Genomic DNA, 18,767 nt, shown 5'->3' with positions numbered 1-18,767 from the left:
ACAGGAGACAGGAGAAGGGCCCGGCCCGGCCCGTGAACACCCCAGGGGGGACCATGCCGTTGCCGCGACCCGCGCGGATACCCGACGCGGTGAAGGGGCTGCTGGGCGCGGCGAGGCGGCTGCTGGGCGGCGAGCCGCGGGCCCGGCGGCGGCGCGCCGTGCAGGTGGTCATGGTGGGGTGCGCCCTGGCGCTGGCGCCCTCGACCTGGCTGCACGCGGCGGCGGACGGCCGGATCCGTACGGTGGCGGAGGCGCCGGCCGAGGATGTCGCCGTGGTCTTCGGCGCGGGGCTCCGGGCCGGGCGGCCCACGCCGTATCTGGCGCACCGGCTGGACACCGCCGCCGAGTTGTACCGCACGGGGAAGGTGAAGGTCGTCCTGGTGACCGGGGACAACAGCCGGGTGGAGTACGACGAGCCCGATGCCATGCGCGGCTACCTGGTCCAGCGGGGCGTGCCCGACCGGCACATCGTCAGCGACTACGCCGGGTTCGACACCTGGGACTCGTGCGTACGGGCGAAGAAGATCTTCGGGGTCGAGCGGGCGCTGCTGGTGACGCAGGGGTTCCATGTCCGGCGCGCGGTGGCGCTCTGCGGGGTGGCGGGGGTCGAGGCGTACGGGGTCGGGGTCGCCGAGCCGCACGACGCGACCTGGTACTACGGCGGGGTGCGGGAGCTGTTCGCCGCGGGGAAGGCCCTGACCGACGCGGCCACCGACCGCCGCCCCACCTACCTCGGCCCGGCCGAGCCGGGGGTGACGGCGGCGCTGGCCGAGGGGCGGGAGGAGGAGCAGGGGTAGGGAAGGGGCAGGGAAGGGGCAGCTCCGTATCGCGGGGTCAGCCGCCGTACGGGCGGGACGCCTTGGCCTCCCGCAGGGCCAGGGCCCACCAGGCGAGCTGGTCGAGCATCGTCGTGGCCGCCGCGTCGCAGCGGGTGGGGTCCTTGGGGCGGCCCTCCTCGTCGAAGAGGGCGCCCGCGTTGTGGAAGGAGACGGTGTCCCGGACGGTCACGGCGTGCAGTTCGGCGAAGACCTGCCGGAGCTGCTCGACCGCGCGCAGGCCGCCGGAGATCCCGCCGTACGAGACGAAGGCGACCGGCTTGGCCTGCCACTCGGCGTGGTGCCAGTCGATGAGCGACTTCAGGGGTGCGGGGAAGGAGTGGTTGTACTCGGGCGTGAGCACGACGAACGCGTCCGCCTCGGCCAGCGACGCCGAGACCTTGGCGAGTCCGGCGCGGGCGTCCTCCGCCAGGTTGAAGGAGAGCACCGGCGGCAGCGCTGCACCGGCGAGGTCGATCAGCTCGACGGTGAAGTCGGCGCGCGACGCGACGCGGGAGAGGAACCAGTCGGAGACGACGGGCCCGAAGCGCCCCTCCCGGTTGCTCCCGAGAATGACGGCGAGCTTCAGCGGGGCGGGGGCGGACGGAGAGACGGGTGCGGAGGTAGGGGCGGGGGTGGGGGTGGAAACGGGGTCGAGGACCTCAGTCGTAGGCATGGGAGAAGCCTGCAACCTCAACAAAGATTGAGGTCAACCCTGGCCGGCCCCACCCCGGCCCCACCCCGCCCCCTCCGACATACGGTGGACGGCATGATCACCCCTTCCGAGAGCGCCTCGCAGAGCGCACCGCCCGGTCTCACCGTCGAGGTCGACGGGCGCCCCGCCACCGCCGACGACCTGCGGCTGCGCGCCCTCGACTCGTACGGGCACTTCACCGCGCTCCAGGTCAGGGACGGCCGGACCCGTGGCCTCGCGCACCACCTCGCCCGGCTGGACGCGGCGACCCGGGAACTGTTCGGCACCGGGCTGGACGGTGCGCGGGTACGGGAGGTGCTGCGGCACGCGCTCGGCGGGGTACGGGCCGCCTCGGCCCGGGTCCATGTCCACCGGCCCGCCGACGCGCCCGAGCCGACCCTGATGGTGACCGTGGCCCCGCCCGTGGCCCCGGCCGCCCGGCCGCAGGGGCTCATGTCGGTCCCGTACCAGCGGCCCGTTCCGCATATCAAGCACCTCGGGGGCTTCGCCCAGATCCACTACCGGCGGCTCGCGGGGCGCGCGGGGTTCGACGACGCGCTGCTGGTCGACGCGGCCGGGGTGGTGTCGGAGAGCGCCATCGCCAATATCGCCTTCTGGGACGGCACGTCGCTGGTCTGGCCGGACGCCCCGGCTCTGACCGGTATCACCATGGCGCTGCTGGAGCCGCTGCTTCCGGCCGCCGGGATCCCGTGTGTACGCCGCGAGGTCACCCTCGCGGGACTCGGCTCGTACCGCGCCGCCTTCCTCACCAACTCGCACGGGATCGCACCGGTCGGCCGGATCGACGGGACCGTACTGCCGGGCGACGAGGCGCTGTCGAGGAGGGTGAGCGAAGTCTACGAAGGGGTGGCGTGGGACGTGATCTGAGGGCGCGCCACCCGGACCCGGCACGCGGCCCCGCGCCTCACCCCGACCACTGGTCGAACGCCAGCTTCGCGACCAGCGAGAAGACCACGACCAGCAGCACCCCCCGGACGAACTCGCTCCCCTTGCTCAGCGCCATACGCGCGCCCACCATCCCGCCGGCCAGGTTGAAGAGCGCCATCACCCCGGCGAGCTGCCAGAACACCGTGCCGTGGTACGCGAACATCGCCAGTGCCCCCGCGTTCGTGCAGATGTTCACGACCTTCGCGGTGGCGGAGGCCGTCACCAGATCCAGGTGGAGTATCGCGGTGAGCCCCAGGACGAGAAAGGTTCCCGTACCCGGTCCGAAGAGCCCGTCGTAGAAGCCGATGCCGCCGCCCACCAGCACGATCGCCAGCACCGCCCGCCCCCGCCCGACCGGGCCGCGCCGCTGCTCCCGGCCGAAGCCGGGCCGGAGCAGCACGAACGCGGCGACCCCCAGCAGCACCACCATGATCACCGGGCGGAGCGTCTCGCTGCTGATCCCGGCCGCGAAGAACGCGCCGGCCATCGACCCGGCGAGCGCCATGAGCCCGATCCTGACCGCCGCCCCCACGTCCACCGGCGCCCGGCGCGCGTAGGTGATCGCCGCGCCCGTCGTGCCGACGATGGCGACGGCCTTGTTGGTGCCGAGGATGTGCGCGGCGGAGACCTGCGGAAGGCCGAGCAGGAACACGGGCAGGAGCAGCATCCCGCCCCCGCCGACCACCGCGTCGATCCATCCCGCCGCGGCGGCGGCGAGGCAGAGCAGAAGGATCACTGTCAGGGATATGTCGGGCATGGCCGCGACCTTAGGGAGCGGATACATGGCCTGTCCAACGAGTACGTGGAACGAGTACCTGGCACGAGTACCTGGCACGAGTACCTGGCACGAGTACGCGGAACGAGTTCCCGGCCCCCTCACACCCACCCCCCGCCCGCGCTGAGCGCAGCGTTCCGTCCGGGAAACGGAGGCGATGCGGACGGGTAACAGCCGCCCCGCAGGCTTCCGGACACGACCAACCGATGGAGGCCCCGAGATGTCCACCCCCACGATCGTGGTCGTCGGCCACGGAATGGTCGGCCAGCGGTTCCTGGAGGCCCTGGCCGAGCGCGGCGTGACCGGGCGGGCCCGGGTCGTGGTGCTCTGCGAGGAGCCCCGCCCCGCCTACGACCGGGTGCGGCTCACCTCGTACTTCGACGGCCGTACGCCCGAGGACCTCACCCTCCTGGAGCCGGACTTCCTCGCCGCGAACGCCATCGAACTCCACCTCGGCGACCCGGCGGAGCGCGTCGACCGCGCCGCCCGTACGGTCACCTCGCGGGCCGGGCGGGTCTTCCGGTACGACACGCTCGTGCTGGCCACCGGCTCGTACCCGTTCGTGCCGCCCGTGCCGGGCAAGGACGCGACCGGCTGTTTCGTCTACCGCACCATCGAGGACCTGCTCGCCATCGAGGAGTACGCGATGACGGCCCGCACCGGCGCGGTCGTCGGCGGCGGACTGCTCGGCCTGGAGGCGGCGGGCGCGCTCAAGGGGCTCGGACTCGCCACGCACATCGTGGAGTTCGCGCCCCGCCTGATGCCCGTCCAGATCGACGAGGGCGGCGGCACGGCGCTGCTGCACACGGTGGAGGAGATGGGCCTGACGGTGCACACGGGCGTCGGCACACGGGAGGTGACGACGGACGCCGAGGGGACCGTCACCGGAATGGCGCTCTCCGACGGCTCCTCGCTCGCCACCGACCTCGTCGTCTTCTCGGCCGGGGTGCGCCCCCGGGACCAGTTGGCGCGGGACGCGGGGCTGGCGGTCGGGGAGCGCGGCGGCATCGTGGTCGACGCGTGGTGCCGTACGTCCGACCCCGCCGTCTTCGCGATCGGCGAGTGCGCGCAGGCGGTGGACGGCCGGGTGTACGGGCTGGTGGCGCCCGGATACGAGATGGCCACGACGGTCGCGGACGTCCTCGCGGCAGCCGATGTCCCCACGGCAGCCGGTTCCTTCGCGGCCGGAGGCGACCCCGAGGAGCCGGCCCGAACAGGCTCAGCCGTCCCGGCCGGCCCCGGCCCCGGCTTCACCGGCGCCGACCTCTCGACCAAGCTCAAGCTGCTCGGTGTGGACGTCGCGTCGTTCGGTGACGCGCACGGCGCCACACCCGGCGCCCTCGATGTCGTCTACGCCGACCCCCGCGCCGGGATCTACAAGAAGCTGGTGGTGGACGCGTCCGGCACCCTGCTGGGCGGGGTGCTCGTCGGCGACGCCGAGGCGTACGGCACCCTCCGCGCGCTCACCGGGAGCGTTCCGCCCGTCGCGCCCGCGCAGTTGGTGCTGCCCGCCGGGCTCGGCGCGCCCGTCGCGATGGGCCCGGAGGCGCTGCCCGACGAGGCCGTCATCTGTAGTTGCCACAACGTCACCAAGGGCGCCATCGACCCCTGCGGCTCGCTCGCCGAGGTGAAGAAGTGCACCAAGGCCGGCACCGGGTGCGGCAGTTGTGTGAAGGTGATCGGCCAACTGCTGGCGGCGAACGGCAACGGGCCCGCCGACCACGGGCTCTGCGGCTGCTTCCCTCACACCCGGGGCGAGTTGTACGAGATCATCCGCACCCTGCGCCTCACCTCGTACGCCCGGCTGCTCGACACGCACGGCCGCGAGGGGGCACGCGGCGGGGACGGCTGCGAGATCTGCAAGCCGGCCGTCGCCTCGATCATCGCCTCGCTCGCCCCCGCGATCGGCGCGAGCGGCTATGTCCTGGACGGCGAACAGGCCGCACTCCAGGACACCAACGATCACTTCCTCGCCAACATCCAGCGCAACGGGTCGTATTCGATCGTCCCCCGGATTCCGGGCGGGGAGATCACCCCGGAGAAGCTGATCGTGATCGGTGAGGTGGCCCGGGACTTCGGCCTCTACACGAAGATCACCGGCGGCCAGCGGATCGACCTCTTCGGCGCCCGCGTGGACCAGTTGCCCCTGATCTGGACCCGGCTGGTGGACGCGGGCTTCGAGTCGGGGCACGCGTACGGGAAGTCGCTCCGTACCGTCAAATCCTGTGTGGGGCAGACCTGGTGCCGCTACGGCGTGCAGGACTCGGTGCGGATGGCGATCGACCTGGAGCTGCGCTACCGGGGGCTGCGCTCGCCGCACAAGCTGAAGTCGGCGGTCTCCGGGTGCGCGCGCGAGTGCGCCGAGGCGCGCGGGAAGGACTTCGGGGTCATCGCCACCGCCAACGGCTGGAACCTCTACGTCGGCGGGAACGGCGGCGCCGACCCGCGCCACGCGGAGCTCCTGGCGCAGGACCTGGACGACGCCGGGCTCGTACGGCTGATCGACCGGTTCCTGATGTTCTACATCCGCACCGCCGACCGGCTGGAGCGCACCTCGGCATGGCTGGAGCGGATCGAGGGCGGACTCGACCACGTACGGGACGTGGTGGTCCATGACTCGCTGGGGCTCTGCGCGGAGCTGGAGGCGCTGATGGCGGCGCATGTCGCGGGATACCGCGACGAGTGGGCCGAGACCATCAACGACCCGGAGCGGCTGCGGCGGTTCGTCTCCTTCGTCAACGCGCCCGACGCGCCGGACCCGACGGTGAAGTTCGTACCGGAACGCGACCAGGTCAAGCCCGACCTGGTCCTCCTCACCCTGGAACCCCTGGAAGGGGCGAACGCCCGATGACCGGATCCTCCACGCTCGGAGACAGCACCCTCGGAGACAGCACCCTCGAAGGCAGCACCCTCGAAGGCAGCACCCTCGACGTGCTGCTCGGCGACGACGAGTGGTACCCCGTCTGCGCGCCGGACACGCTCACCCCGGGCCGCGGGGTGGCCGCGCTGCTCCCGGACGGCCGTCAGGTGGCGGTCTTCCTGGACCGGTCGGGACGGCCGTACGCGATCTCCAACCGGGATCCGTTCTCCGGGGCGTATGTGCTCTCCCGGGGGCTGACCGGAACGCACGAGGGGCGGTTCTTCGTGGCGTCGCCGCTGCTGAAACAGCGCTTCGAGCTGGCGACCGGCCGCTGCCTGGACGACGAGGAGGTCGCCGTCCAGGCGTACGAGGCCCGGCTGCGGACGCGCGTACCGGCCACCACGTAGGTACGTCCGTACCGCGGAGGTGAGCAGGTACGTTACGACGTGGCGCAGGCGCTGCCGTTGAGGGTGAAGCCGGTGGGCGCGGTGTTGACGCCGCTCCAGGCGCCGTTGAAGCCGAAGGAGACCGAACCGCCCGCGGCGATGGCCGCGTTGTGGGCGGCGTTGACGGCGGTGACCTGGCTGCCGGACTGGGTGAGGGTGGTGTTCCACGCCGAGGTGACGGTCTGGCCCGAGGGCCAGGTCCAGCGCACCGTCCAGCCGCTGACCGGGGCCGTACCGGTGTTGCGCACGGTCACCTCGGCGGTGAAGCCGGTGTTCCACTGGCTCTGCACGGTGTACCCGACCGCGCATCCGCCGGCCGGGTCCGTACCGCCGCCCCCGCCGCCGTCCCCGCCGCTCCAGCCGAGGGCTTCGGCGATCCCGTAGTAGGCGGGCTTGGGCTGGAAGTTCTCGTCGTACGGGGTGGCCGCGCCCTGGCCCGGGAAGGTGCCCGGGATCCAGGAGTCGGAGTCGGTGAAGCCCCAGGCGGTGACGCCCTCGCAGCGGGAGACGGCGAGGCAGGCGGCGGTGACGGCCCGGTACTCGTCCTTCTGCTGGGCGAGTTTGGCGTCGGTCGCGGGAAGGGTCATCCGGATGTCGAGTTCGGTGATCGCGACGTCCACGCCGAGATCGGCGAAGCGCTGGAGGTTGGCCTGGAGGGTGGCGGGCACCTGGCCGAGGATGAGATGGCCCTGGAAGCCGACGCCGTCGATCGGCACGCCCTGCGCCTTGAGGCGCTGGACCAGGGAGTACATGCCGTTGCTCTTGGCGCCCGTGCCGTCGGTGTTGTAGTCGTTGATGTAGAGCTTGGCGGCGGGGTCGGCGGCGCGGGCGGCACGGAAGGCGTCGGCGATGTAGGACTCGCCGAGCTGGGTGTAGAACTTGCTCGCCCGCATCGTGCCGTCCTCGTTGAGCGGCTCGTTGACGACGTCCCAGTGGTCGATCCTCCCGGCGTAGCGGGCGGCCTCGGTGGTGACGTGGTCGGTCATGATGGTGCGCAGTTCGCTGTCGCCGAACGTGCCGTTGGCCAGCCAGTCGGGCATCTGGCTGTGCCAGACGAGGGTATGGCCGCGCACCTTCTGCCCGTTGGCGGCGGCGAAGTTCACCACCTGGTCGGCGCCGCCCCAGTTGAAGCTCCCCCGGGTCGGCTCGACGGAGCCCCACTTCATCTCGTTGCCGGGGGTGATGGAGTTGAACTGGGCGCCGGTGATGGCGCCGTATGTGCCGGTGAGTTTGGAGGCGGTGACGGCGGTGCCGAAGTAGACCCCCTTCGCCGCTGCGAGATCGCGGAGCACGGGGTCGGCGGCGTGGGCGGGTGCGGCGAATCCGACCGCCGCGACGGCGGCGGCGGTCAGGGCGGAGACGGTGGCCGCGACGCGGGCGGCGACGGTACGCCGCCGGCGCCGGGTCATGGCGCGGAGATTCCTCACGATCGTCCCTTCTCGTGGAGGCTCCCACAGCGAGGTTTCGGAAAGTTCCCTGAAAGTTTCGACGGGTGCGGGGAGGAACGTAGAGGCGCGGCCGGGCTTCGTCAACGGCACCGGCACCCGACACCCGACACCCGGCACCGGCACCGGCACCCGGCGCTACGAGCCGGTCCGGCGGTTCGCCGCGTAGAGGCCGTCCGCCGCGGCCCGGCCGCTCAGCAGGGCGGCGCCGAGCGGGGTCACCGTGTGCAGCACGGCGTTGCCGTGGCGGAGGGTGGCCACGAGGCCCGACTCGCGCAGGACACCGGCGTGCTGGCTGGCCGAGGCGAGCGAGACGCCGGTCCGGAGGGCGAGTTCGCTGGTGGTCGCGCCCTGGCCGATGGCCCGGAGGACCGCCGAGCGGGTGTGGCCGAGGAGCCGGCCGAGCGAGGGGCCGCCGCGCTCGGCGGCGGCGGGCGCGTCGGAGTGGGTGACCGGGTAGACGAGGACGGGCGGCAGGGCGGGGTCCCGCTGGACGACGGCGGTCGAGCGGCAGAAGAAGGACGGCTGGAGGAGCAGTCCGCGTCCGTCCAGCCGCAGTTCGCGCTCGACGGGGTAGTCGGCCTCCAGCACGGTGCCGTTCCAGCGCACCATCGGCGGGAGGGTGGCGAGGAGCCGGCCGGCGCCGCCGTCGAGCAGGGCCCGGCCGCGCAGCGCGCGGTCGGCGTCGACCCGGGCGCGGATCCGGGGCCAGTACGGCTCGACGGCGACGCGGTGGTACGTACGGATGGTGTCCACGAGGTGGCCCAGGCACCCTGGTCCGCCGTCGGCGAGGGTGGCGAGCCGGCCGCCGGGATCCTTGCGGGCCGGGCGACCGGTACCGGCGGCCACCAGGGCGAGTTCGGCGCGGACCCGCTCGGACGGGGTGGCCCGGAGCGCTTCGAGCCCCGCGTCCATACCGAACCGGCCTTGCGCGGGGGTGAGGAAATCCGGGAAATAGCCGCGCTGCGGAACGAGCGCCGAGAGCAGACTCGTTTCCCCTTTCAACTTGCTCCGTGTTTCTCCGCGCCATTCTCCGTAGACAAGCGGCCCGCGCCGATCCCTTATTCGATGAAAGCTGAGAATCGTCTCCCATAACGGATCGGGCCCGGCCGCCATCCTGACCCCGCCCAGGTCGTTTCCGGTGAAATGAATACGCAGCATCCCGTCCCCACCTGTTTGCCCCACCATCGCGCCCCGGCACCGAGTATGCACGCCATCACCGGCTGTTACCACGGTGTTTCAGCCACACTTGAAACGCCTGGCGGACGCCGGTCGCCAGACGAAAAGCTGTACCTCGTCGGGCATGAAACCCGAACGTCCGAAAGGGTGTGCCGAAGGCCGTGGGGGGCTTTGCGCACCTGGCGGCGGTCGGTCGGGTTGCGGCTCCATGCCCGGCTCGCGTAATGGCACGGCCGGTGGGTGGGGATCCTCCGGCCGTGCCCCTTCCCGATGGTTTCTTTCGGCATTTCCGGCAGGGGAACCGGCACGGGCACCCCGGGACCCGGGTAGGCTATTTGCATGGGAGCGCAAGTTACGCCGTGGGATTCAGCCGGAGCCGACCGGGCGGTGGCGGTGCTGAAGGCGGTGGCCGACCCGTCGCGGTACCGGCTGCTGTGGGCGCTGAGCCGGAGCGAGCAGCCGGTGAGCGCACTCGCCGAACTGCTGGGCGCGCATGTCGCGGCGACCTCCCAGCATCTGGCGAAGCTGCGGGCGGCCGGTCTGGTCACCTCCCGGCGCGAGGGCACGCGGATCTACTACCGGGCGTCGGGCGCGCATGTGACGGGCCTGCTGGAGGAGGCGTCCCTGGCGGCGGACGCGGTCGGCGACCCCGTCACCCCGGCCGCCGCTCCGGACGGCACGGCCCCCCGCGAGGAACCGGCCCCGGCCACCGCCCGTCAGGGCGTACGGATGCCGACGCCGGTACGCCCCCACCAGCACCCGGCCCCCGGCCGCTGACGGCACCCGCCCGTACCTCTCCCCCGCGCCCTCCCCGCACATCACCTGCCCTCGCACATCACCTGTCCCCCTCGCATCCCCTGCCCACCTGCCTCCTTCACGCCTCCCGGGGTGGGGGTGCGTCCCCGGGTGCGTCCCCCTCGTCGAGGCGGTACTCCTCCGGTTCGGCGTCGTATGCGTACAGTTCGGCGTAGCGGCCCCAGTCGGTGGCCACCTCCAACTGCCGGGTGACCTGTTCGCTGGTGAAGTGGTGGGCCAGGACATCCCGGAAGAAGCCGGCCCGCAGGGTGCCCTCGGGGCTCTGCCGCAGGCTCGTGGTGATCAGGGTGACCAGCGGGGCGCCCAGTACGGCGGCGGCGAAAATGGTCTTGGACTCCTGGACATCGGCCCCGGCGAAGGCGGTGCCGCGCTCGGTGAGGACCAGGTCGTCCCCGCTGATCTTCGCGAATCCGAGCAGGTCGAGGGCGTCCACGATAGGCAGGATGTCGTCGATCTCCAGGACCAGATCGTCCGCGAGATCGGCGAGATCGCACCGCCCGCCCTGGTGCAGCACCATCTCGGCGAGGCCCGAGAGCCCGTCGACACTGGCGGTGGGCAGCGGGGTGTTGGCGGCGGTGCGCCGGTCCGCCTCGACCCCCTCGGGGCGGCCGGGCAGCCGGGTCTCCCTGGCCCGGCCGGTCATGGTGCGGTAGACGCGGTCGATGAGCTCCTCGAAGGCGGCGGAGTGCCGGTCCCGGGGCCGGTCGAGGCCGACCTCGAAGGACTCCCGGATCGTGCCGTACGGCCGCGAGCCGAGCACGACGATCCGGTCGGCCATCAGCACCGCCTCCTCGATGTTGTGGGTGACCAGCACGATGGCCCGGGTGGGGAACTGGCCCGACTCCCACAGCTCCATCAGCTCGCCGCGCAGGTTCTCCGCGGTCAGCACGTCCAGCGCGGAGAACGGCTCGTCCATCATCAGCACATCGGGCTCCACCACCAGGGCGCGGGCGAAGCCGACGCGCTGCCGCATCCCGCCGGACAGCTCCTTCGGGTAGGCGGACTCGAAGCCGTCGAGGCCGATCAGGTCGATGGCCCGCACGGCTGCCTCGGCCCGCACGGCGGCGGAGACGCCCCGGGCCTCCAGGCCGAGTTCGACGTTCTGCTGCACGGTCAGCCAGGGGAGCAGCGCGAAGGTCTGGAAGACCATCGCGGTGCCGGGGTTGGCCCCGGTCAGTGTCTCGCCCCGGTAGGTGAGCGTCCCGGAGCTGGGCGGCAGCAGGCCGGCCAGACAGCGCAGCAGGGTCGACTTGCCGGAGCCCGACTTGCCGAGCAGGGCGACGATCTCCCCGGCGCGGACCTGGAGGTCGATCCCGGAGAGGACGGGGAGTTCGCCGTCGGCTCCGGCATACGACTTGGTGAGGGCCTCGGCGGAGAGCAGCAGCTCACCGTCGGCGGCCCGGGGGCGGGGCGCGGTGGCGCCGTACGGGGTGCGCGGGGCACGGTCGCCCCGCAGCAGGGAACGCAGGGATCGCGGGGCCATCGTCGGCTCCTCTCTCGGTCACAGGCTGTAGCGGGTTTCGGCCAGGCGGTACAGGCGGCGCCAGACGAGCCGGTTGAGCCCGACGACGTACAGGCTCATCACGGCGACCCCGGCCAGCAGATGGGGGAAGTCGCCGCTCTCGGTCGCCTTGGCGATATACGCGCCCAGGCCGGTGGCGGTGAGGGTGGTGGCGCCGAAGGTGACTACCTCGGCGACGATCGACGCGTTCCAGGCCCCGCCCGACGCGGTGATGCCGCCGGTCACATAGGACGGGAAGATGCCCGGGATGATCAGGCGTCTCCAGCGCTGTCCGCCGCGCACCCCCAGGTCGTCCATGGCCTCGCGGAGGTCGGTGGGGATGGACATGGCCCCGGCGATCGTGTTGAACAGGATGTACCACTGGGCGCCGAGCGCCATCAGCAGGATGCCGCCCACATCGAGGGAGAGCCCCGTCCTGAGGAAGAACCAGACGGCCAGCGGGAAGAGGAAGTTGGCGGGGAAGCTGGCCAGGATCTGGACGAGCGGCTGGGCGACCCGGGTCAGGCGCGGTGAGAAGCCGATCCGGACCCCGACGGGCACCCAGATCACCGTGGCGACCACCACCAGGACCACGACCCGGCCGAAGGTGGCGAGGCCGAGCAGCAGCGGTTCGCCGAAGACCCCGAGCCCCGTGCGGTCATGGAGGTAGCGGCCCAGGTCGAACAGGCCCCAGACGATCGCCACCCCCGCCACCAGCGCGAAGACGATATCGCCCGTGCGGCGCCGGAGGGGGTGGACGACCAGCGGCCGGTCGTCGGTGCCGAAGATCCGGCCCGCCCGGCTCGCGGCCAGCCCCGCCGGCCGGAGCAGACGCCCGAGCAGCCGGGGCCAGTTGGAGCGGCGCAGGAAGTCGAGGACGACGGAGCGCTGCACCTCGCCCGCCTCGGACTGCTCGTTCTTGAACCGCTCGGCCCAGGCGGTCAGCGGGCGCCAGAACAGGAAGTTCACGGCGACGACCAGGAAGGTCATGGTGGCGATCGCATAGCCGACCTTGGCCAGGTCGCCCTCGGCGATCGCGGCGCCCGCGTAGGAGCCGACGCCGGGCAGGGCGTAGTTCTTGTTGTTGACGCTGATCGCCTCGGAGGCCACCAGGAAGAACCAGCCGCCGCCGAAGCTCATCATCCCGTTCCACACCAGCCCGATCGCGCCCGACGGCAGCTCCACCTTCCAGAACCGCATCCACCGGGTGAAGCGGAACGAGCGGGAGAGTTCGTCGAGTTCGCGGGGGAGCGAGATGAGGGAGTGGTAGAAGCCGAAGGTCATGTTCCACGCCTGCGAGGTGAAGATCGCGAAGATCGACGCGCACTCCAGGCCCAGCACCGAACCGGGGAACAGGGCGATGAACCCGGTCACCGCGACGGTCAGGAAGCCCAGCACGGGCACCGACTGGAGGATGTCCAGCGCCGGGATCAGGATCCGCTCCAGCCGCCGGCTCTTGGCCGCCGCGTACGCGTAGACGAAGGTGAAGGCCAGGGAGAGGGCCAGCGCGAGGAACATCCGGAGCAGGCTGCGCGCCGCGTCGTAGGGGAGCTCGGCGGGGTCGGTGCTCACCCGCACCGACTCGCTGGGGTGGAAGGAGACCGTGGTCCCCTGGCCGACGCGCAGGGTCACGTACAGCAGGACGAGCACGGCAGCGGCGACGACCAGGTCCACCCAGGAAAGCCGGGGCCCGCGCCCGGCGAGGGGTGCGGAGAGTTCGGCGCGCGCGGGGGTCCGGTCCGTACGGAACGACATCACCGGCCTCCCCTCCCCACCATGCGCACAGCGCCGAGCCATGCCTCGCGGCAGCACGCCGGAGGCCCGTCCCGATCAAGCGTGCCCCTTCTTGCGTCGATACGCAAATACCAATCACCTCCCTCACCCGGACGAGTGAAGAGCGGCGAGAAGCCAGAGGTCAGAACGGGAGAGGCAGGAGAGACGGGAGAGACGGGGGTGACAGGAAAAAGGGGGCGGGCGCACCGCACAGTGCGCCCGCCCCTCCGTGCCCGGGACCGCCCCCGCCGGCCCGGGCGAGGGTGAGGAACGGGCCGGCGCGGCGGTCCCGGTGGCGCGTCGGCTAGCGCGAGTCGCTGCCGCTCGACTCGCCCGCCGCGCGGCCCGCCTCCAGGCGTGCCACGGGGATCCGGAACGGCGAGCAGGAGACGTAGTCGAGGCCGACCTCGTGGAAGAAGTGCACGGACTCCGGGTCGCCGCCGTGTTCGCCGCAGACGCCCAGCTTGAGCCCGGGGCGGGTGGCCCGGCCCGCCGCGACGGCGTCCCGTACCAGCGAGCCCACGCCGTCCCGGTCGATGGTCTCGAACGGCGAGACCCCGAAGATGCCCTTCTCCAGGTAGGCCGTGAAGAAGCTGGCCTCCACGTCGTCGCGGGAGAAGCCCCAGACGGTCTGGGTGAGGTCGTTGGTGCCGAACGAGAAGAACTCGGCGGCCTCCGCGATCTGGCCGGCCGTCAGCGCCGCGCGCGGCAGCTCGATCATCGTGCCGAGCGCCAGCTTGAGGGCGCAGCCGCTCGCCCGCTCGACCTCCGCGATGACCTGCTCGGCCTCGTCCCGGACGATCTCCAGCTCCTGGACCGTGCCGACCAGCGGGATCATGATCTCGGCGCGCGGATCGCCCTTGGCGTTCTTCCGCTCGGCGGCGGCCTCCGCGATGGCCCGTACCTGCATGGCGAAGAGCCCCGGGATGACCAGCCCGAGCCGTACCCCGCGCAGCCCGAGCATGGGGTTCTGCTCGTGGAGCTTGTGGACGGCCTGGAGGAGGCGCAGGTCGTTCTCGTTGTGGTCCTTGCGGGCCTCGGCGAGGGCGACCCGTACCGAGAGTTCGGTGATGTCGGGCAGGAACTCGTGGAGCGGCGGGTCGAGGAGCCGGACCGTCACGGGGAGGCCGTCCATCGCCTCGAAGAGCTCGATGAAGTCCTTCTTCTGGAGCGGCAGCAAGGCACCCAGTGCCTCCTCGCGCTCCTCCTCGGTGTCGGCCAGGATCAACTTCTCGACCATCCCGCGCCGCTCGCCGAGGAACATGTGCTCCGTACGGCAGAGCCCGATGCCCTGGGCCCCGAAGCGGCGGGCGCGCAGCGCGTCCTCGGCGTTGTCGGCGTTGGCGCGCACCCGGAGCCTGCGGCGGCGGTCGGCGTACGCCATGATCCGGTGAACGGCCTCGACCAGTTCGTCGGCGTCGTCCGCGCCCGCGTGCATCCGGCCCTCGAAGTACTCCACCACGGGGGACGGCACGACGGGGACCTCGCCGAGGTAGACCTTGCCGGTCGAGCCGTCGATGGAGACGACGTCGCCCTCCTCGATCACGGTCGTGCCCACGGTGAGCCGCCGCGCCTTGGTGTCGACCTCCAGCTCCTCGGCGCCGCAGACACAGGTCTTCCCCATGCCGCGGGCGACGACGGCGGCGTGCGAGGTCTTGCCGCCGCGCGAGGTGAGGATCCCCTCGGCGGCGATCATGCCTTCGAGGTCGTCGGGGTTGGTCTCGCGGCGGATGAGGATGACCTTCTCGCCGGAGCGGGACCATTTGATCGCGGTGTACGAGTCGAAGACGGCCTTGCCGACGGCGGCGCCCGGTGAGGCGGCGATGCCCCGGCCGAGCAGTTCGCGCTTGGCCTCCTCGTCGAAGCGCGGGAACATGAGCTGCGCGAGCTGGGCGCCGTTGACGCGCTGGAGCGCCTCGGCCTCGTCGATCAGCCCCTGGTCGACGAGTTGGGTGGCGATCCGGAAGGCGGCGCCGGCGGTGCGCTTGCCGACCCGGGTCTGGAGCATCCACAACTGGCCGCGCTCGATGGTGAACTCGATGTCGCACAGGTCCCGGTAGTGGTTCTCCAGGGTCTCCATGATGGCGAGGAGCCGGTCGTACGACTCCTTGTCGATGGTGGCGAGTTCGGCGAGCGGGACGGTGTTGCGGATGCCGGCGACGACGTCCTCGCCCTGCGCGTTCTGGAGGTAGTCGCCGTAGACGCCCTGGTGGCCGCTGGCCGGGTCACGGGTGAAGGCGACGCCGGTGCCGCCGCCTTTCGATGTCGCCGTCGGGCCGAGGTTGCCGAAGACCATGGAGCAGATGGTGACGGCGGTGCCGAGGTTGCCGGGGATGCGCTCCTGGCGGCGGTAGAGCTTGGCGCGGTCGGTGTTCCAGGACGCGAAGACCGAGCGGATGGCGAGGTCCATCTGCTCGCGCGGGTCCTGCGGGAAGTCGCGGCCCGCCTCCCGGCTGACGATCTTCTTGAAGTGTTTGACCAGCTTCTTCAGGTCGGCGACGGCGAGATCGACATCGGTGGCGGCGCCCTGCGCCCGCTTGGCCTCCTCCAGCGCCTCCTCGAACAGCTCGCCGTCGACGCCGAGCACGGTCCTGCCGAACATCTGGATGAGCCGGCGGTACGAGTCCCACGCGAAGCGTTCGTCGCCGGTCTGCGCGGCGAGTCCGGCGACCGAGGCGTCGGAGAGCCCGACGTTGAGGACGGTGTCCATCATGCCGGGCATGGAGAACTTGGCGCCGGAGCGGACCGAGACCAGCAGCGGGTTGTCGTGCTGACCGAGCTTCTTGCCCATCCGGGTCTCCAGCGCGTCGAGATGGGCGCTGACCTCGTCGCGGAGGGCGGCCGGTTCCGTACCGGTGTCGAGGTACGTGTTGCACGCCTCGGTGGTGATGGTGAAGCCGGGCGGGACGGGGAGCCCGAGGTTGGTCATCTCCGCCAGGTTGGCGCCTTTGCCGCCGAGGAGATGCTTCAGGTCTTTGTTGCCCTCGGTGAAGTCGTACACGTACTTCTCGGAGGTGGCTGCGTGGGAAGCTACGTGGGAATCACTGGTTTCCGGCACGGTGTTGACTCCTCGGCGACGCGGTGGCTGACCTGGCTGGCGAGGAACATACCCAGATCGAAGGCGCCTGGGTACGGCCACTTAACTGTCATACGGCCTTAACCGCGCGTCCGCCACCGGATCGAAAGCGGCCCCCGGACGACAGGGGGCGCGGCGCCTCGTTCACCCCTCGAAGCGGGCATGACCCGGAGATGACCAGCCGCGCTCATTTGAGCGCTGACATCGACGTCTGTTTTCATTTCTTGAAGACGGAAAGGGTGGCACCGAGTGCCACCCTTTCCGTCTTCAATGCACGGGGAACGGAGTCAAGATCCGCTCATCTGAGCCAGGGCCACATCAAACGTGGCGAGAATCACCCCCTTGACGCACCCCTCGGGCGCGCCGTCATCGCGCCCCCAGTGCCGCGCCCAGCACCCCGAGGTCGACCTCCTCCAGGCTCCGCGCGAAGGAGCGCCCGGCCCCCTCGGGCACCGGCAGCAACGACGGCACCACCAGCACCGCGGACCCCGCGGCGACGGCGGAGGCGGTGCCGTCCGGGGAGTCCTCCACCGCGACACAGGCGCCGGGGTCGAGCCCCAGCCGCTCCGCGGCCGCCCGGTACGGATCCGGGTGCGGCTTGGTCCGTACGGTGTCGTCGGCCGAGAGCGTGAAGGCGAACGGGACATCGGCCAGCGCACCGTGCACCACCGCGTCCACGACCGTCCGGGGCGAGGCACTGACCAGCGCGAACGGCACCCCGGCCGACTCCAGTTCGGCGAGCAGCCGGCGGGCGCCGGGACGGGGCGGCGCCCCCGCGTCGACCCGCCGGAAGAACCCCTGGGAGAGCGCGGCGGCGACCCGCTCCGGCGCCGCCGGATCCGTCGCCCCCGTGACCCTGATCAGATGAGCGGCGGTGTCGGCGACGGCCCGGCCGACCACCTCCGGCGCGTCCGCGCCGGTGAGCCGGTGGCCGAGGCCCGCCGCGACCTCCTCGGCCGTCTCCCACCACAGCACCTCCGTGTCCACGAGGGTGCCGTCCATGTCGAAGAGCACGGCGGCGGGCCGCGCCGTCATCCGCGCCCCTCGCGCGCCGGTACGACGAGCACCGGGCGGCGCGCCGGTTCGACCCGGGCGCGTACCCCCGGCGTGAGCACCCCGGCGTCGCGCGACGGCACATCCGCGTGGACGGCGGTGGAGCCGGGGAGGTCGAGCAGGACCCGGGTGACCGCGCCGAGGAAGGAGGTGGAGACCACCGTGGCGCTGCCCGCGGGGTCGGCGGTGGCGGTGATGTTCTCGGGCCGTATCAGCACCTCGACGGCGCCCCCGCCCGCCGGAACCTCTCCGTCCACGGGCAGCGTGACCCCCGCGACCAGCACCGAAGCACCCTCGCCCGCGACCGCACCGCCACCGTCGCTGTCGGCCCCGGTACCGGCCCCGGTACCGGCCCCGGTCACCTCCCCCGGCAGCCGGTTCATCGTGCCGACGAACTCCGCGACGAAGGCGGTGGCGGGCCGCTCGTACAGTTCGGCGGGCGGCGCGCACTGCTCCAGACGGCCCGCGTTGAGCACGGCCACCCGGTCGGCCATGGAGAGCGCCTCCTCCTGGTCGTGCGTGACGAAGATGGTGGTGATGCCCAGCGAGAGCTGGAGCCGCCGGATCTCCTCGCGCAGGGTGAGCCGCACCTTGGCGTCGAGCGCCGAGAGCGGCTCGTCCAGCAGCAGGACGCGCGGGCGCAGCGCCAGCGCGCGGGCGAGCGCGACCCGCTGCTGCTGGCCGCCGGACATCTGGTGCGGGAAGCGGTCGCCGTGCTCGGGCAGCCCGACCAGGTCGAGGAGTTCGGCCGCGCGGGCGCGCCGTTCGGCGGTGGAGACCTTCCGTACCCGCAGCCCGAAGGCGACGTTGTCGCGGGCGTTGAGGTGCGGGAAGAGGCTGTACGACTGGAAGACCATGCCCGCGTCGCGGCGGTTGGCGGGGACGCCGGTGATGTCCTCGCCGTCCACCAGCACCTCGCCCGCGTCGGGGTGTTCGAAGCCCGCGAGGACCCGGAGCGCGGTGGTCTTGCCGCACCCGGAGGGGCCGAGCAGGGCGAGGAGTTCACCGGGTTCGGCGGTGAGGTCGAGCCCGTCGAGGGCGACGGTGGGGCCGAAGGCGCGCCGCAGCCCGCGGAATTCGACACGGGCGCCGGATGCCTCCGTACGCGCCGCGGGCGGTCCGGTGGTGACCGCGGTGGTGGGGGACATGGGGCTACTCCTTCTCTGGGACGGGGGACGCGGCAGACGCGGCGGACACGGACACACCGGACGCGGACGCGGCGGCGGAAACGGAACCAGCGGCGGAACCAGCGGCGGAAGCAGACGGCGAAGCCGCCCCCGCGCCCGCGCCCGCACCCGTCCCCGGAGCCGACGACGCGGCGGCCGGAGCGGCCGGGGGGGGGGGGGGGGGCCCCCCCCCCCCCCCCCCCCCCCCCCCCCCCCCCCC

14 protein-coding genes are annotated in these 18,767 nt (G+C 72.2%); 5 read left to right on the top strand and 9 right to left on the bottom strand.

Annotated elements, in window-relative coordinates; genetic code table 11:
• The first annotated feature begins 170 nt into the window (after positions 1–170).
• Positions 171–797, top strand: a complete 627-nt coding sequence (locus AB0O07_RS35590; protein ID WP_365641681.1) for an ElyC/SanA/YdcF family protein — start codon at positions 171–173, stop codon at positions 795–797.
• A 37-nt stretch (positions 798–834) separates the two neighbouring features.
• Here AB0O07_RS35590 and AB0O07_RS35585 read toward each other — a convergent pair whose 3' ends face one another.
• On the bottom strand, positions 835–1,491 hold the full coding sequence (locus tag AB0O07_RS35585; RefSeq protein WP_365641621.1) for an NAD(P)H-dependent oxidoreductase: 657 nt from the start codon (positions 1,489–1,491) through the stop codon (positions 835–837).
• 93 nt (positions 1,492–1,584) lie between these two features.
• Here AB0O07_RS35585 and AB0O07_RS35580 point away from each other — a divergent pair, with 93 nt between their 5' ends.
• On the top strand, positions 1,585–2,397 hold the full coding sequence (locus AB0O07_RS35580; protein WP_365641619.1) for an aminotransferase class IV: 813 nt from the start codon (positions 1,585–1,587) through the stop codon (positions 2,395–2,397).
• 37 nt (positions 2,398–2,434) lie between these two features.
• Here AB0O07_RS35580 and AB0O07_RS35575 read toward each other — a convergent pair whose 3' ends face one another.
• Positions 2,435–3,214: a TSUP family transporter gene (locus AB0O07_RS35575; protein WP_365641617.1), complete on the bottom strand. Its 780-nt coding sequence runs from the start codon at positions 3,212–3,214 to the stop codon at positions 2,435–2,437.
• A 238-nt stretch (positions 3,215–3,452) separates the two neighbouring features.
• Between AB0O07_RS35575 and nirB the strand changes: the two genes are divergently transcribed.
• Both nirB and nirD read left to right on the top strand, forming a co-directional pair.
• Positions 3,453–6,083 carry a nitrite reductase large subunit NirB gene (nirB, locus tag AB0O07_RS35570; RefSeq protein WP_365641615.1) on the top strand — a complete coding sequence of 877 codons (2,631 nt, stop codon included), beginning with the start codon at positions 3,453–3,455 and terminating at the stop codon, positions 6,081–6,083.
• Positions 6,080–6,499: a nitrite reductase small subunit NirD gene (gene nirD, locus AB0O07_RS35565; protein ID WP_365641613.1), complete on the top strand. Its 420-nt coding sequence runs from the start codon at positions 6,080–6,082 to the stop codon at positions 6,497–6,499. The genes nirB and nirD overlap by 4 nt, the downstream gene beginning before the upstream one ends.
• A gap of 32 nt (positions 6,500–6,531) precedes the next feature.
• On the opposite strand, the gene AB0O07_RS35560 is transcribed toward nirD, so the two are convergent.
• Entirely contained in the window at positions 6,532–7,947 is a 1,416-nt protein-coding gene (locus tag AB0O07_RS35560; protein ID WP_365641611.1) for an endo-1,4-beta-xylanase, read from the bottom strand.
• 174 nt (positions 7,948–8,121) lie between these two features.
• Positions 8,122–9,144, bottom strand: a complete 1,023-nt coding sequence (locus tag AB0O07_RS35555) for a winged helix-turn-helix domain-containing protein (RefSeq protein WP_365641610.1) — start codon at positions 9,142–9,144, stop codon at positions 8,122–8,124.
• 357 nt (positions 9,145–9,501) lie between these two features.
• Between AB0O07_RS35555 and AB0O07_RS35550 the strand changes: the two genes are divergently transcribed.
• Complete coding sequence (locus AB0O07_RS35550; RefSeq protein ID WP_365641608.1) at positions 9,502–9,939, top strand: metalloregulator ArsR/SmtB family transcription factor; 438 nt, start codon at positions 9,502–9,504, stop codon at positions 9,937–9,939.
• A gap of 97 nt (positions 9,940–10,036) precedes the next feature.
• Here AB0O07_RS35550 and AB0O07_RS35545 read toward each other — a convergent pair whose 3' ends face one another.
• From AB0O07_RS35545 to AB0O07_RS35525, 5 genes are all read right to left on the bottom strand, one after another.
• Positions 10,037–11,461, bottom strand: coding sequence for a nitrate/sulfonate/bicarbonate ABC transporter ATP-binding protein (locus AB0O07_RS35545; RefSeq protein WP_365641606.1), 1,425 nt, complete (start codon positions 11,459–11,461; stop codon positions 10,037–10,039).
• 18 nt (positions 11,462–11,479) lie between these two features.
• Positions 11,480–13,234: an ABC transporter permease subunit gene (locus AB0O07_RS35540; RefSeq protein ID WP_365641604.1), complete on the bottom strand. Its 1,755-nt coding sequence runs from the start codon at positions 13,232–13,234 to the stop codon at positions 11,480–11,482.
• A gap of 322 nt (positions 13,235–13,556) precedes the next feature.
• On the bottom strand, positions 13,557–16,310 hold the full coding sequence (ppdK, locus tag AB0O07_RS35535) for a pyruvate, phosphate dikinase (RefSeq protein WP_365641602.1): 2,754 nt from the start codon (positions 16,308–16,310) through the stop codon (positions 13,557–13,559).
• Between the two features lie 384 nt (positions 16,311–16,694).
• On the bottom strand, positions 16,695–17,363 hold the full coding sequence (locus tag AB0O07_RS35530; RefSeq protein ID WP_365641599.1) for an HAD family phosphatase: 669 nt from the start codon (positions 17,361–17,363) through the stop codon (positions 16,695–16,697).
• Positions 17,360–18,529, bottom strand: coding sequence for an ABC transporter ATP-binding protein (locus AB0O07_RS35525; RefSeq protein ID WP_365641597.1), 1,170 nt, complete (start codon positions 18,527–18,529; stop codon positions 17,360–17,362). Before AB0O07_RS35525 ends, AB0O07_RS35530 begins: the two co-directional genes overlap by 4 nt.
• Between the last annotated feature and the right edge of the window lie 238 nt (positions 18,530–18,767).

This window comes from Streptomyces sp. NPDC093085 (genome assembly GCF_040683935.1).
In the GTDB taxonomy this organism is placed as follows: domain Bacteria; phylum Actinomycetota; class Actinomycetes; order Streptomycetales; family Streptomycetaceae; genus Streptomyces.
The sequence above is the reverse complement of the archived record's forward strand: the minus strand, read 5'-3'. Positions and strand labels throughout refer to the sequence as shown.